Annotated in this window: 12 protein-coding genes; all 12 read right to left on the reverse strand. The window is 76.2% G+C overall.

Going from position 1 to position 14,963, the window contains the following annotated elements:
• Window positions 1–14: 14 nt before the first annotated feature.
• Genes DNL40_RS09870 through DNL40_RS09915 form a run of 12 tightly spaced genes read right to left on the reverse strand, consistent with a single transcriptional unit; the run spans window position 15 to window position 14,930 of the window.
• Complete coding sequence (locus DNL40_RS09870) at window positions 15–2,276, reverse strand: cytochrome c oxidase assembly protein (protein WP_146252067.1); 2,262 nt, start codon at window positions 2,274–2,276, stop codon at window positions 15–17.
• Window positions 2,273–2,731: a cupredoxin domain-containing protein gene (locus tag DNL40_RS16200; protein WP_146252068.1), complete on the reverse strand. Its 459-nt coding sequence runs from the start codon at window positions 2,729–2,731 to the stop codon at window positions 2,273–2,275. The genes DNL40_RS09870 and DNL40_RS16200 overlap by 4 nt, the downstream gene beginning before the upstream one ends.
• The gene (locus DNL40_RS09875; RefSeq protein WP_146252069.1) at window positions 2,728–3,729 is read right to left on the reverse strand and encodes a cytochrome c-type biogenesis protein; all 1,002 of its coding nucleotides are present in this window, start codon (window positions 3,727–3,729) and stop codon (window positions 2,728–2,730) included. The genes DNL40_RS16200 and DNL40_RS09875 overlap by 4 nt, the downstream gene beginning before the upstream one ends.
• The gene (locus DNL40_RS09880) at window positions 3,726–6,365 is read right to left on the reverse strand and encodes a cytochrome c-type biogenesis CcmF C-terminal domain-containing protein (RefSeq protein ID WP_111251084.1); all 2,640 of its coding nucleotides are present in this window, start codon (window positions 6,363–6,365) and stop codon (window positions 3,726–3,728) included. The genes DNL40_RS09875 and DNL40_RS09880 overlap by 4 nt, the downstream gene beginning before the upstream one ends.
• Window positions 6,362–6,754 carry a cytochrome c maturation protein CcmE gene (locus DNL40_RS09885; RefSeq protein ID WP_111251085.1) on the reverse strand — a complete coding sequence of 131 codons (393 nt, stop codon included), beginning with the start codon at window positions 6,752–6,754 and terminating at the stop codon, window positions 6,362–6,364. Before DNL40_RS09885 ends, DNL40_RS09880 begins: the two co-directional genes overlap by 4 nt.
• Window positions 6,751–7,587 carry a cytochrome c biogenesis protein CcsA gene (gene ccsA, locus DNL40_RS09890; protein WP_179951026.1) on the reverse strand — a complete coding sequence of 279 codons (837 nt, stop codon included), beginning with the start codon at window positions 7,585–7,587 and terminating at the stop codon, window positions 6,751–6,753. The genes DNL40_RS09885 and ccsA overlap by 4 nt, the downstream gene beginning before the upstream one ends.
• Entirely contained in the window at window positions 7,584–8,021 is a 438-nt protein-coding gene (locus DNL40_RS16430) for a hypothetical protein (protein ID WP_179951027.1), read from the reverse strand. Before DNL40_RS16430 ends, ccsA begins: the two co-directional genes overlap by 4 nt.
• Window positions 8,021–10,555, reverse strand: coding sequence for a cytochrome c oxidase subunit I (ctaD, locus tag DNL40_RS09895; protein WP_111251087.1), 2,535 nt, complete (start codon window positions 10,553–10,555; stop codon window positions 8,021–8,023). Before ctaD ends, DNL40_RS16430 begins: the two co-directional genes overlap by 1 nt.
• Before the next feature lie 16 nt (window positions 10,556–10,571).
• Window positions 10,572–11,639, reverse strand: coding sequence for a cytochrome c oxidase subunit II (gene coxB, locus DNL40_RS09900; protein WP_111251088.1), 1,068 nt, complete (start codon window positions 11,637–11,639; stop codon window positions 10,572–10,574).
• Entirely contained in the window at window positions 11,636–12,154 is a 519-nt protein-coding gene (locus tag DNL40_RS09905) for a cupredoxin domain-containing protein (protein WP_111251089.1), read from the reverse strand. The genes coxB and DNL40_RS09905 overlap by 4 nt, the downstream gene beginning before the upstream one ends.
• Entirely contained in the window at window positions 12,151–13,932 is a 1,782-nt protein-coding gene (locus DNL40_RS09910) for a GMC family oxidoreductase (protein ID WP_111251090.1), read from the reverse strand. Before DNL40_RS09910 ends, DNL40_RS09905 begins: the two co-directional genes overlap by 4 nt.
• On the reverse strand, window positions 13,929–14,930 hold the full coding sequence (locus tag DNL40_RS09915; protein ID WP_111251091.1) for a gluconate 2-dehydrogenase subunit 3 family protein: 1,002 nt from the start codon (window positions 14,928–14,930) through the stop codon (window positions 13,929–13,931). Before DNL40_RS09915 ends, DNL40_RS09910 begins: the two co-directional genes overlap by 4 nt.
• Window positions 14,931–14,963: the final 33 nt, after the last annotated feature.

Here is a 14,963-nt window from a genome sequence, read left to right on the forward strand (position 1 = left end):
ACGCGGCAGCGCGCTCACGACGACGCCGGGCGGTCCCTGCGGGGGCCGTCCGGCGTCGTCGTCCCCGCCGTCCGCGCGGCCCCTGCCGGCTCGGGCGGGCCGAGCGCCTCGGCCGCGCGGGCCGCGCGGCGCTCGGCCCGGCGCTCGTCGCGCTCGTCGGCCGCCGCCCAGCGGGAGGCGATCACGAGGGCCAGCGCCAGGGCCGGCACCTCGCCCAGCGCCCACACGAGCGCGCCGGCGGCCTGCTGGTCGGTGAGCCGGTCCGCCAGCCAGGCAGGTTCGACGGCGGCCAGCACCGACGGCGCGAGCAGCACGCGCGAGCTGGTGACGAGCGTGAGCCCCAGCGCGGTGTGGAACACCATCCCGGGCGCCAGCATGGCCAGCCGCAGCGGGTACGAGGGTCGGTGCGGCACGGGGTCGGTATCGACGAGGATCACCACGAACAGGTACCCGGCCACGGAGAAGTGCAGCGCGGCCGCCAGGTGCACCACCTCGCTGGTGAGGCTGAGCCTGAACAGGGGGGTGGCGTAGAAGAGGGCCATGCTCACCACCACGTTGGCGGTGGCCACCGCCGGGTGCAGCAGCACGCGCGCCCACCGGCTGCCCAGCAGCGCCTGCAGCCGTTCGCGCGGCCCCGCGGAGCTGTCGGCGCGGGCTGGCAGGGCACGCAGCGCGAGGGTCACGGGGGAGGCCAGCACGTACAGCACGGGCAGCACCGTCGCCAGCATCATGTGCTGCATCATGTGGACGCTCAGCAGCGTGTGCCCGTAGGCGGCCGGCCCGCCGTTGGTGACCCAGAGCAGCAGGGCCATCGCGGTCAGCCAGACGGCGGTGCGCGCCACCGGCCAGGAGTCTCCCCGGCGGCGCAGCCGCCACGCCCAGCGCACGTAGAGGACGGCGCCGCCCAGCGCGGCGAGCGCGGCCACCGGCTGCACCGACCAGGCGGTGAAGGCCGTCTCGGGCGTGAGCGGCGGCAGGGGCGTGCCCTGCGGTGCGGGGGGTGGGGGAGAGTCGGCCAGCGCGACGGCGACGCCCAGCGTCGCGGCCATGACGGCGGCCTCGCCGAGCGCCAGACGGAGGAAGACGGCGCGGCCCGCCCGGGCGGCCAGACGGCGGCGGTGCGCCCAGCCTGCCACGCCGAGCAGCAGGAACAGGGCCGTCTTGGCCAGCAGCAGGCGGCCCCAGCCGGTGCCGGGCAGGTCTGCCGGGTCGTCCACGGACGCCAGCGTGACCACCACGCCGGATCCGGCCACGACGACGAAGCACCACAGCGCGAGGGGGGAGAACCGCCGCACGGCGGTGTCGACGGCGTCGCGGGTCCACGCGGCGCCGGGACGTGCGGCCCCGCGGGCCGAGGCCGTGCTGTGCCCGGCGCGGGCCCGGGACGGGGCTCTCCCGGGCAGCGTGCCCCCGGACAGCCCGAGACCGGCGAGCACCAGCACGCCGCCGGCCCACACCGTGACGGCGCCCAGGTGCAGCCACAGCGCGGACGCTGCCGTGTGCCCGCCGGTGTGGGCGCCGGCGTGCCCGCCGGAGGCCAGCGGGACGAGCGCGAGGAGCGCGAGCACGAGCCCGGCCACCGCCCGGCCGCGCCACGGCCCGGTGACCACCGCCGCAGTGACGCAGGTGAGCACGACCGACCACACCAGGGCGCTGCCGGGTGCGGTGCCCGTGAAGGCGAGCACGCCGTCGAGCCGCCCGGCCCCGGCCGTCGCGCCCAGCACGTCGAGGGCTGTCAGGGGCAGGCAGGCCGTCTGGGCGGCGGCCCAGGCCCATGCCGACCAGGTGGCGGTGCGCCGCGCGGGGGCGACGAAGGCCGGGGGCAGCACCGCGACCGTGAGAGCGAGAGCGCCGATCGTGACGGTGGCGGCGAGGCGCGAGAGCAGCTCCGCCGCCGGCAGGCCGTGACGCACGAGCGGGCCCGCGTCGAGGGCGGTCGGGCCCGGGGCGCCGCCCGTGGCGGTGGCGACGGCCAGCGCCAGGGCGGCGACCGCGGCCAGCACCGCCGCGGCGAGGGCGACGGCGTGGCGGCGAGCCCTGCCGGGCGCGCTGTCCGCCGGGCCGGGCCGGCCCTCCTCCGCAGGGCCAGGCGCGGCGCTGCTCGCGCGGTCGGGCGCGTCTCCGTCTGCCCGGCCCGGTCCGACGCCGTCCGCGAGGGTGTGCCCGGTGCCGTCCGCCGGCCGTGGCTCGCCTCCGCCGGGAGGCGCAGCACCGGCCCCCTCCGGCGTCGGCCCTGTCCCCGGCGTGGAGCGGGTGGGCGCGTCGGCGGCGCTCACGAGGGCGCCACCCGGAGCTCGGCCGTCATGCCGGCGGCGTGGTGCCCGGTCACCGTGCAGACGAGCTCGAGCGTCTCGCCCGCCTCGGTCTGGATGCGCAGCTCGTGCTCCTCGCCGGGGGCGAGCACGGGGGTGCCCCAGTCGCCGAGCCGGCCGCGCACCACGACGTCGTGGCCGGTGGCGCCCGTGTTGGTGACGACGACGGTGACGTCGCCTGCTGCCGCGACGGCACCACCGGTCTCGATGCTCCACTCCGTGAGCCCGACGCGGAGGGCGCTGGCGGGCTCACCGGCAGGGGTGCCGGTCGACCCGCGGTGCGATCCGTGGGGGTGCGGCCCGTCGGCGTGCGCCGCGCCGGAGGCGGGGTGCGGCGTCGTCTGCGGTGACGGGGCGCAGCCGGCGCCGGCCGTGAGGGCGAGCACGAGCAGGGCGACGGCGGTGCGGCGGCGGTTCACGAGCCCTCCTCCCGCACCTGCGCGTACTGCCCCATGAGCTCGGCGGACCGCCCTGGGTCGGTGTCGCGCAGCAGGGTGCCGAGCAGGGCGAGGGTGGGGGCGTGCCGGGTGCGGACCTCGAGGGTCTGCTCGAGCACCTCGGTCGCCTGGTCCGCGGAGCCGTCGCGCACCAGGGCGGCGGCGTAGCGGTAGCGGGCGTCGGCGTCGAGGGGGCGCAGGCGGACGACGGCGGCGCGCTGCTCGGCCGCCTCGGCCGTGCGTCCGGCCTCCTCCAGGCGAGAGGCCAGCGCCTCGCGCAGCTCGGTGCGGCCCGGCTGCTCCTGGACGGCGGCCTGGAGCACGGTGAGTGCTCCGAGCTCGCCGGGCCCCGCACCGTCCGACGCGGCCGCGGCGCCGCTGCCCGCCTCGGCCGAGGCTGCCGCCGCGGTGCCGCCCGCAGGGCCGACGGAGCCGCGCACGTCCGTGACGAGCCACCAGCCGGCGAGCACGGCCACCCCTGCCAGCGCGGCGGCCGGTGCCGCCCGCCGCCCCGGCCGCCGCCAGAGCAGGGGGACCGCCAGGGCGACCACCGCCAGCGGCGCCGCCCACAGCAGCCAGCCGAGCCCCCGCCGTGGTGGGTCGAGCAGCACCTCGTCGCCGTACGCCCGGGCGAACCACTCGCGCACCTCCCCCGGGGTGCGGCCGGCGGCCAGCTGCTCGGCCACCACGAGCCGCATCGACTCCGCGAGCGGCGACGCCGAGTCGGCCACGTCCTCGCCCATGCAGGACGGGCAGCGCAGGCTCCCCGCCACGGCGCGCACCTGGTCGGCGTGCGCGTCACCGGGGCTGGGCAGCACCAGCGCGCCCACCACGCCGACCGCGGCCAGCATCGCCACCACGAGCGCTGCGAGCACGGTGCGCCGGCGGCCGACGAGCACGGTGCGCCGCCGTCCGGGGGTGCTGGTGGGCGCGGGACCTTCAGGCCCGGGAGGCGGCGTGGGGAGACGGGGTGCGCTCACCGGTGCACCTCCGGCTCGACGACGGCCTCGACCCACTCCTCGGTGACGGGCCCGGGGTGCTGGTCCACGACCCGGCCGTCGCGGTCGACGAGGTAGGTGACGGGCAGGCCGCGCATGCCCCAGCCCACCGCCTTCGTGCCTTCGAGGTCCACCACGCTGGGCCAGTCCATGCCGGTCTCGGCGGCGAAGTCGCGGGCGGAGCCGGGCAGGTCGCGCACGTTGATGCCGAGCACCTCCAGGCCGTGGGGGCCGAGGTCGTCGCGGGCCTGCGCGATGACGGGCATCTCGTCGCGGCAGGGTGCGCACCAGGAGGCCCAGGCGGAGACGAGCACGACGGAGCCGCGCAGGTCGGCGACGTCCCGGGGCGTGCCGTCGAGGTCGGTGCCGGCGAGGGGAGGGGCGGGGCGCGGTTCGTCCTGCGGGGCTGCGCACCCGGCGAGCGCCGTGCCGGCGAGGGTGGTGGCGAGCAGGGGGCCGAGGGCCCGGGGTGCGGGCGTCCGGGGGCGCCGTCCGGGGTGTGCGGGGGAGGGCGACGGGGCGTGCGACGCCGTCCGCCCGGCGCCCGCGGTGACGCTGGCGGGGTGGGCGGGGGTGCTCGGCCGCCCCTCCCGGCCGCGCTGCTCGGCAGGCCGTCGACGGCGTCGCCCCGGGGGGAGCCTGCGCAGCGGCACCACGGCGAGCAGGCCCCCGACGACGGCGAGCACCCCGCCCGTCCACAGCCACCCGGTGAGCGGGGTGACGGCGAGGCGCACGGTGGCGGTGCCGGCCTCGGGGTCGGCGTCGAGGAGGGTCACGTAGACGTCGTCCACAGGCCCGGTGCGGATCGCGGGGCCGGCGAGCATGGCGGCGTCGTCGGGGTACCAGCGCAGCTGGGGGCGCACGGTGCCCGCCAGCTCGCCGTCCCGCCCGAGCAGCAGCTCTGCCTCGGCCACCTCGTGACCGTGCGCCTGGCGCCGGGTGATCTCGACGAGGGTCACGGTGGTGCCCTGGGCGGCCACCGTGCCGCCGGGCGGGAGCACGGCCTCGCGCACGGCCCCGTGGCTGCCGGCGAGCACGGCCACCGCGGCGAGCGCGACGCCCACGTGGGCCAGCCACGACCCGCAGGTGCGCAGGTCGTTCCGGCCGCGGCCGGCGGGGAGCCCGCCCACGGCCACCGCGGCGGCGAGCCCGGCGACGACGGCCAGCCACGGGTCACGCACCAGCAGCCCGACGGCGCAGCACACGGCCGCCGCGGCGAGCGCGGCGGGGAGCACGGGGGGAGCGGTGCGCCGTCGGGCGAGCCAGGGTGCCGCCGTCATGAGCACCAGGAGCAGCAGCGCGAACGGTGCCAGGGTGCGCTGGTACCAGGGCGGCCCCACCGAGACGCGCTCCCCGGTGAGCAGGAGCAGCGCGGTGGGCAGCAGCGTGCCGACGGCGACGATCGCGAGCACGACGACGAGCAGCGCACGCTGCGCTTCCAGGGCGCCGGCGCGCAGGCCGGCCCAGCGGGACGGGCCAGGGGACCGGGTCGCGCTCGCCGTCGGCCGCCGGCGCAGGAGCAGCACCAGCCAGGGCAGCAGCACGGCGGCGAGCACGCCGGCCAGCAGCGGGCCGAGCGTCGAGGCGGTGAACGCGTGGACGGACTCGACCGTGCCGGAGCGTGTGACGAGCTGTGCCAGCACCACCAGCACGAACCCGGTGCCCGCGAGCGCCACGGTCCACGCCTGCCACCGCCCGGCACGGGTGCGGGGCCCGACGGCGTGCAGCAGCGCCGTCGCCGCGAGCCAGGGGAGCAGGGAGGCGTTCTCCACGGGGTCCCACGCCCAGTAGCCGCCCCAGCCGAGCACGGCGTACGACCACCACGCGCCGAGCCCGATGCCGGCCGTGAGGGCGCACCATGCGCCGAGCGTCCAGGCGCGCACCTGTGCGTACAGCGCCGTGCCAGAACCCGCTCGTGGAGGACCGGGCGCCGGTGGTGACGCGGCGGGGGGCCGGTTCGTGCGCCGGCCCACGAGCGCCGCCACCGAGAGCGCGTACGGCACGGCGAGGGCCGCGAACCCCGCGTACAGGAGCGGCGGGTGCAGCCCCATGGCGACGTGGTCGCGCAGCAGGGGGCTGGGCCGCCCGCCACCGGAGCCGGCCGTGAACGGGGACCCCACCAGGGTCACGACGGCGAAGACCGCGACCAGGGCGCCGAGCACGCCGAGCGCCGCCGCGTCCGTGCCCCGTCCGGGCACCTGCGAGCGGGCGAGCACGAGCAGGGCCACCCCGGTGAGCGCGAGCAGCCACAGCAGCAGCGACCCTTCCAGCGCCGACCACATGGCGGTGACGCGGTAGTAGAGCGGCATGTCGGACCCGGCCACCCGCTCGACGTACGGCCACGCGACGTCCTGCCGCACGAGCGCGACCTGCAGGAGCGTCACGGCGGCGGCCACGAGCGCGCCGCAGGCCACCAGCGCCACGGTCCCGGCCCGCGCGGCGCCCGCACCTGCGCCGCGACGCCGGCCGGGAGGCGGGTGGGTCCCGGTCCCGGTCTCCTGCCCGGTGCCACCGCGGCCGGCGGCGCGTGCCGCCAGGGCCCAGGCCGCGGCGGCCACCAGCGCGGCGCCGAGGGCGAGGGCGAGCAGCACCGTGCCGGCCACCATGCCTGCGGTCACGGTGCGGCCTCCGGGGCCCGGTACTCGTTGGAGTGGCGCAGCAGCACGGTGCGGGCCTCGAGCTCACGGCCCGCGAGCGTCCCCTCGACCACGGCCCCCTCGCCCTCGCGCACGGTGCTCGGCAGGGAGCCGGTGTAGCGGACGGTGACGTCGGTGGCGCCGTCGGTGAGCACGAACGAGGCGGCACGGTCCGCCTGCTCGACGGTGCCGGGCACCACCATGCCGCCCAGCCGCACGTCGCGCTGCACCGCGCTGTGGTCGACGAGCTCGCTGGGCGTGCCGTAGTAGGTGAGGCCGTCGCGCGACGCGGACGCCACGATCGCGACGACGCCGGCCACGGCCGCCGCCAGCACGCCCCACGCGACGGTGCGGCGCCGCGCCGTGCTCACGGCCGCCCCAGGGCCGAACCGGCGTCCCTGCCGGTCGTGGCGGCAGCGGTGGCGGCCCGTGCCTCGGCGGGCGCACCGCCCGCGGCGCGGCCCGGCCCGCCGTCGGGCACCCCGCCCGCCCCCCGCAGGCGCCGCACCCGCACCGTCACGGCGAGCGTCGCCGCCAGGGTGGCGGCGGCCACGGACACCACGAGAGCGGCGGCCATGGCGGGGTCGAGGGGCGCCCCGGCGCCCGGCGCCAGCACGGTGGGCGGCTGGTGCAGGGTGCGCCACCACACCACGGACAGGTGCACCACGGGCACGACGGCGAACCCGCCGACGCCGACGGCGCTCGCGGTCCGCCGCCCACGGCGGCCGGTGGCGGCGGCGAGCGCGGCGAGGAAGGCGACGTACACGAGCCCCATGGCCACGGTGGAGGTGACGCGGGCGTCCCACACCCACCACGTGCCCCAGGTGAGAGCACCCCAGACGCTGCCGGTGAGCAGGGTGAGGGCGGTGAGGACGACGCCCGTCTCGGCTGCGGCGCGAGCCACCAGCAGGGGGCGGCGCACGTCGGCGAGGACCGTGGGGAGGCTGGTGGCGAGCACGACGGCGAAGCACAGGTAGGCCGTCCAGGCGGCGGGCACGTGCAGGTACATCCAGCGCTGTGCCTGGCCCTGGACGGCGTCGGGCGGTGCGGTCAGGGCGAGCGCCAGCGCGACGGCGGCGGTCGACCCGGCGAGGACGCCGAGGGCGCGCACCGCGCGCCGCCGGTGTGAGCGGGTGCTGGCGGCCGGCGGTCCGACCGGAGCGGAGCCTGAGGCCCCGGCGGGGCGGTGGGGGTCCGGGGTCACGGGCACACCTCCAGCACGAGCGGGTTCACGGCGATGAGCACGATGCCCGCGCCGAACGCGACGGCGAGCATGACGCCGAGCAGGCCGCAGAACGCCTGCAGCGGCCGGCCGCCGTCGGCGCGGGCGTGGCGCACGGTGCGCAGGGCGACCAGGCCGGCCGCCACGGTCAGGAGCAGCAGCACCGCGTCGGTGGCGAGGATGACGGCGCCCACCCCGGCGGAGGGGGCGGGGGCGCCGTTGCTGGCGTAGGCCGTGCAGGTGAAGTCCTGCACCACGTAGGAGAGGCCGAGCGCCGCGACCCAGGCGACGGGCGGCACGATCACGGCGGTGACGGCCGCGCGGGTGCCGCGCGGCGTGCTGCGGCCCGTGTGCTCGGCGGAGACCCGCCCGCCGGTCGCGAGCTCGGCGGGCGTGGTGCCGTGGGTCTCGTCCATCAGCTGATCACCGCCGGGAGCAGGTCGGTGGTGACCCAGGTGATGGCCCACACCAGCACCACGCAGCCCCACAGGAGCGCGGAGTTCTGCAGCATCAGGCGCACGCGCACGTCGCGCTCGTGGCGCAGCCGGGCCATGACGGCGGCCACCGTGAGCCCCAGCCCCATGAGCACCGCCAGGGCGAGGGAGGCGAGCATGGTGAGCACGCCGGAGCCGTACGCGTGGCCGGTGGGGTCGACGTCGCCCACCGCCCAGGTCACGCCGAGGAGCACCAGGGCCGCGACCCCGGCCAGCAGGGTGAGTCCCGCCGACGCCAGGTGAGCCGCCCGTGCCACGGGCGGGGCGTCGTGGGCGTGCCGGCCCTGGCGGGACCCCCACCAGGCGGCCGCGACGGCAGCGGCCAGCGCGACGCCGGTGGCTGCCGTGAGCCACGGCTGGTCGAGGGTGCGCCCCGGCGGCCACACGGGGGCGTGCACCTGCAGGTACAGCATGCAGAACGCCAGCGTGGTGGCCCCGACGAGCAGCACCGTGCCGGCGCCGACCGCACCCCACCAGCCCGGGGAACGGGGGCCGGGAGCCTCCACCAGGTAGGTGCCGCCGATGGGCTCGCGGGCCTCGGCCTGCCCCAGCTCGCGCTCGTTGACCACGCCCCACGCCACGAGGCCCCCGACCACCAGCACCGCCCCCACGACCACCACGGCCGTCACCTCGACGAGGATGCCGGCGGCGATGACCGCGAGCCCGAGCGCGGGGACCAGCGGCAGCACGGTGGGGCTGGCCTGCACGGCGGCGGTGTCCGGGCGGGCGCCCAGCACCGTGGTGAACGGTGTGGCCCGTACCCCGGTCGGGGCGTGGTCGAACGCGGCCGCCATGCGGTGCGCCTCGGGGTCGTCCGCCGGGACAGCCGGGTTCCACAGGGGCGTGCGGCTGGAGACCACGGGGATCCGCGGGAAGTTCGAGCTCCCCGGAGGGGAGGCGGTGGCCCACTCCAGGGTGTCGGCCTGCCACGGGTCGGCGGGTGCCCTCTCGCCCCGGCGGGCGGCCCGCACCAGGGTGGCGGCTGCCAGCACCATGCCGGCGGCGAACACGAACGCCCCCACGGTGGACAGCAGGTTCACGAACCCGATGCCCATCGACTCGTCGTAGGTGAACACGCGGCGCGGCATGCCCCACATGCCCGTCAGGTGCATGGGGAAGAACGTGAGGTGGAACCCGGCGAACGCGAGCCAGAAGCTGATGACGCCCAGGCGGTGGGAGGGCATGCGGCCCGTCATCTTGGGCCACCAGTGGAACAGCCCCGCCAGCACCGGGAAGAGCATCCCGCCGATGATCACGTAGTGGAAGTGGGCCACCACGAAGTAGGAGTCGTGCACCTGGGCGTCGAACGGGGCCGAGGCCACCATGACGCCCGTGATGCCGCCGGCCACGAACGTGAACAGGAAGCCCAGCGAGAACAGCATGGGCACCGTCAGGCGAGGGCGGCCCTCCCACATCGTCACCAGCCACGCCACCACCTGGACGCCGCTGGCCACCGCGATCGACATGCTCGCCGCCGTGAAGAACGACAGCGTCACCGGCGGCAGGCCCGTGGTGTACATGTGGTGCACCCACAGGCCCAGGCTCATGATCGCCGTCACCACGACGGCCGCGACCACGAACGGGTAGGCCACCAGGCGGCGGCGGGAGTGCACCGGCACGACCTGGCTGATGATCGCCGCCCCGGGCAGGAACATCACGTAGACCTCGGGGTGGCCGAAGATCCAGAACAGGTGCTGCCACAGCAGGGGGTCGCCGCCCCGGGCAGGCTCGAAGAAGGCCGTACCCACGTTCCGGTCCAGCTCCAGCAGCAGGGAACCCACCAGGAGCGGCACGAACGCCACGATGATGAGCAGGGCGACGCACAGCATCGTCCACGCGAAGATCGGCATCCGGTCGAGCGACATCCCCGGCGCCCGCATCTTCAGCACCGCGACGATGATCTCCAGGGCCGCGCCGATCGCTGCGAGCTCGGCCAGCGCCAGGCCGAACAGCCAGATGTCCATGCCCTTGTCGGAGAACTCGGCCCCCGAGAGCGGCACGTACGCGAACCACCCGGCATCGGGCACCAGGTCCACCAGGAAGCTGGAGTACAGGATGATCCCGGCCAGCAGGTAGCACCAGTAGTTGAAGACGTTGTACCGCGCGAACGGCATGTCCCGCGCCCCGATCTGCAGGGGCAGCAGGTAGGCGGCCAGGCCCTCCAGGAACGGCACCGCGAACAGGAACATCATCGTGGTGCCGTGCATGGTGAACAGCTCGTTGTACGCCTGGGGAGACAGCACCGACTGCTCCGGCTGGGCGAGCTGCACCCGCAGAAAAAGAGCCTCCAGGCCCCCGACGAAGAAGAACACGAACGCCGTGACCATGTAGCGCGCACCCACGGACTTGTGCTGCACCGAGGTGAAGAACCCCCGCAGCCCGCGCGGGTTGTGCCACGTCTCCTCGAACTGCGCCTCCGCGCGGGGCTGGGGCGGGTGCTGCTCCGTCGTCGTCATCAGGCCCAGCCGCCCCTCACTCCAGGCTCTCCAGGTAGTCGAGCATCGCCTCGAGCTCCTCGCCGGCGACGTCGGTGCCCGGCATCGCGTTGCCGGGCTTGACCGCTTGCGGGTCCACGATCCAGCGGGCGAGGCTCTCGCGGTCGTTGGGGAGGACGCCGGCCCCGATGGTCTGGCGGCTGGCGAAGTGGGTGAGGTCGGGGCCCATGGTTCCGGTCGCCTCCGTCCCGGCCACCGCGTGGCAGTACACGCAGGACGACGACATGAACACCTCGCGGCCCCGCACCACCTGCGGGTCCTGGTCGCCCGCGTCAGGGTCGGCCGGGTCGCCGGGCTCCCCGCCCGCGCCCGGGTCCTCCGCCGGCAGGGACTGTGCCTCGAGCCAGCCGTCGAACTCCTCCGGCTCGTGCGCGACGACGACGAACCGCATCCACGCGTGCTGGAGGCCGCAGTACTCGGCGCACTGCCCCCAGTAGGTGCCCGGCTCCTGGGCGTTGATCGTCATGACGGTGGTGCGGCCGGGGTTGAGGTCGACCTTGCCGCTGAGCTGCGGCACCCACAGGCTGTGGATGACGTCGGACGCCGTCATCTCCAGGCGCACCACCTCGCCCACGGGCACGTGGATCTCGTTGGCCGTGACCACCCCGTCCTCCGGGTAGCGCACCTCCCACCAGAACTGGTGGCCCGCCACCTCCACGACCGTGCCGGCGTCCTCGCCCTGCCCGCCCGTGTCGCGCATGACGAGCACCGAGTCGGCCATGACCCACGTGATGATCAGCGCCGGGACCAGCGCTCCGCCCACGGCGACCACCACGTGCCCGCGCCCCCGCGGCTCGTCCTCCCGGTGCGCCCGGCGGCGGCGGAGCACCGCGCCCAGCGTGAAGCCCATGACCACCAGCCACACCACAGAGCCGAGCAGCAGGAGCATCTGCCAGTGGCTGTCCACCCGGCTGGCGTCCGCGCCCGACGGCGAGAACATCGACATCGGCCGGTCCGCGCCGGAGCAGGCCGCCAGGGAGGTCACCGTCAGCGCCCCCACCGCCGCCCCCACCGCCGTCCTCGCCGCGGCGCGCGCCCCGCTCACGGCTCCTCCTCCCCGGGGGTGGCCCCGGGCGTCGCACCGCCCGGCGTCGTGCCACCGGGCGTCGAGTCGCCCGGGGCCGGGCCGCCCGGCGTCGGGCCGCCCGGCACCCCTGCCGGCGCGGTGCCTCCCGGGGCGGCGTCCTCGGACACGCGCAGGCTGCCGATCATCTGCGTGCCGTGCCCCTGCGTCAGCGACTCGTAGAGGTACTCGCCCGGCACCTCCAGGCGCACCGCGTACGTGACGCCCTCGGAGAGGCGGCCGGAGTCGAACGGCTCCGCCCCCGGCGGCAGCACCGGCTCGCCGTCGGCGTCCTGCGCCGTGGTGACCGTCTGCGGCAGAAGGTCCTTGTTGACGAACCGCACCTCCGTGCCCGGCGGCACGTCCAGGGCCACCGGGTCGAACCCGTTCGACGTGATCTCCACCTGGACCGGAGGCGGAGCGTCCGGGTCAGCGCAGGCGCCCGTCAGGGCCGAGGCGGCCAGCACGACGGCGGCCGCACCGGCCCGCCGGCTCACAGCAGCTCCCCGGGGGCGGCGAGGTAGCGGTCGCGGATCGCCTCGGCCGTGCGCATCGCCAGCGCCCCCACGGTGCCCGTCGGGTTCGCCCCGGGGTTCTGCGGGAACAGCGCGGCGCCCGTCACGAACACGTTCGGGGTGTCCCACACCTGGCCGTAGCTGTTCGTCACGCTGTCGCCCGGCGAGAAGCCCATGATCGCTCCGCCGTTGGGGTGGGTGCTCTGGTACTCGTCGATCCGGTACGGGGCCAGCTCCTCGGTCACGTCCGTCCGGTCCGCGCCCATCGCCTGGACGATCTCCCCGCACCGGGCCGCCACGTACCGGTAGAGGTTGCGCTCGTTCTCCCGCCAGTCGAACGTGATGCGCAGCATCGGCAGGCCCCACTCGTCCTTGTACGTGGGGTCCAGGTCCATGAAGTTGCCGTGGTACGCGGGGCTCTCGCCCTCGATCTCCAGGTGCCCCACGCTGTCCCACGACCTGCCGAGCTCGGCCTTCCACGCCGCGCCCCACTGGCGGGCACCGTCGTTCAGGAGGCCGTCGAGCAGCTGGTCCGAGGAGCTGATCGGCTCGCGCTGCCCGCCCTCGCACTGGATCCGCGCGCCGCCGACGAAGTCGACGTCGGAGTGGTCGAAGTTGTCGGCGTTGAAGTCCCACACCTGGGCGTTGGTGCACCCGTTGCCCATGTAGAAGTTGAACTTCCGCCCCTCCCACAGGCCCTTCGCCGGCGCCTGGTCGAGCTGGTAGGTGTAGTTGCGGCCCACCATGCCGCGGTCGTTGCCGATGCCGTCCGGGTGGGCGCCGCCGCGCGAGAGCAGCAGCATCCGCACGTTCTCCAGGGTGAACGCCGCGCACACCACGATCTCCGCCGGCTGGAAGTGCTCGGTGCCGCGGGCGTCCACGTACCGCACGCCGGTGGCCCGCCCGTCGTCGGCCGTCTCGATCTCCAGCGCCCGGCACCGTGTGCGCACCTCGTAGCGGCCGGTGGCCAGCGCCGGGGGCAGCCACGTGGTCAGCGGGCTCGCCTTGGCGCCCACCTCGCAGCCGTACCGGGTGCAGAACCCGCAGTACAGGCAGCCCGCACGGGTGTTGCCGTAGGGGTCGGTCCACCCGCGCGACAGGATGCCCGCCGGGGTGGGGAACGGGTGCAGTCCCAGGTCGCGGGACGCCTCGGTGAACAGCTCCCCGAACGCCATCGGGGCCAGCGGCGGGTTCGGGTACGGCCTCCGGCGCGGGCCCTCGAACGGGTTGCCGCCCTCGACGATCCGCCCGCCCAGGTTGCCCGCCAGGCCCGAGACGCCGATGTCGTACTCGACCTTGTCGTAGTACGGCTCCAGCTCCTCGTACGTCACCGGCCAGTCCCGGGCGTCCATCTCCTCCGGGATGCGGTCGGCGCCGTACCGCTCCACGTTGACGCTGCGGAACCGGAAGTGGTCCGGCAGGAATCGCCACGTCAGGGCCGTCCAGTGCACCATCGACCCGCCCAGCCCCTGCCCCGGGTGGAACGAGCCGTACTGCCGGAACGGCAGGGTGGGGGCGTCCGCGTTCGGGCGCCACGTCCACGACGTGCGCGAGAGGTCCTGCATCATCGCGAACCGGTTGTTGTACCGCAGCGAGTCGTGGTTGTGCGCGAAGTCGGGGTAGGTCCACTGCGCCGGCCCCTGCTCCAGCGAGACCATCCGCACCGAGGTGTCGGGCAGGATCTGCGAGGCCAGCACGGAGGCGGTCATGCCGCCCCCGATGGTGACGATCTCGACGGGCTCGTGCCGGCGCGCGCTCACGGTCTCGTCACCCCGTGCTGGTGCTGCTCGATCGCGGGGCGCCCGCCGCCCGGCCGGTCGGGGTTCATGGCCGGCAGGTCGTGCATCGGCTGCGGCGTCTTGCGGGTGCCGTGCAGCATCTCCGCCGGGGAGTACGAGCGCTGCGCCGCCGGCCAGCCCACCAGCGCCCACCCGGCCATGCCGACGTTCCCGCCGTACAGCGGGTCGGCGAACATGCCCTCGATGGTGTCGGTGCGCAGCGTCGCGAAGAAGTTGCCGGGGTGGACGTCGCCGAACACGTCCTCCGCCTGGTCCAGCACGTCCGGGGGAGTGACGATCTGCTGGCCGCCGGCCTCCTCGACCGCGCCGCCCGAGTCCCCGGACGCGCCGACGGAGGTCTCCTCCGCCTGCTCGCTGCGCGACAGGTGGTCGTCCAGCACCACGAGGATCTCGTCCTGCCGGTCGGTGGGAAGGTCGGCGAACAGGGTGCCGAAGCGGGTCTGGGCGTAGCGGTCCAGGGCGGCCAGGCCGCGGCGGTACGTCTCCTGCGGGGTCAGGCGGTCCTGGTGGCCGTACCGGTAGAGCTGGTCGGTGGCGACGGGCACGGCGTCCGCCGGCACCTCGCCGGGGTCGGTGTCGTAGCCCTCGGCGAACGGACCCCGGTGGTAGGTGGGCTCGGCGAACGCCTCGTGGTCCGCGAGCTTGCCGTCGATGTAGGTGGCCACGCCCATCTGCACGGCGCCCGGGTCGGCCTCGTCGCCCGGCGCGATACGGGCCACCGCCGCCTCCAGGGTGCGGGCCTCCTCCTCGGTGAGGAAGCGGTACCGGCCCGGGGCGGGGGTCTCGTGGGGCAGGCCGGGGGAGCGCTCGGGCGCCGAGACGTCCTGCGGGGCTCGCCTGCCCGTGTCCGTGGGGGTGCATGCCGCCAGCGCTGCCGCGCCGCCCACGATCGGCAACGTCTTGAGCAGGGAACGGCGGGAGAGCTCGTGCGGCTGTGCTGCTGTCGGGTCTGCAGTCATGTCAACCCCGGCCTCGGCGGTGAGCAACGGCTG

The organism is Xylanimonas oleitrophica, from assembly GCF_003244315.1.
Classification (GTDB): Bacteria; Actinomycetota; Actinomycetes; order Actinomycetales; family Cellulomonadaceae; genus Xylanimonas_A; species Xylanimonas_A oleitrophica.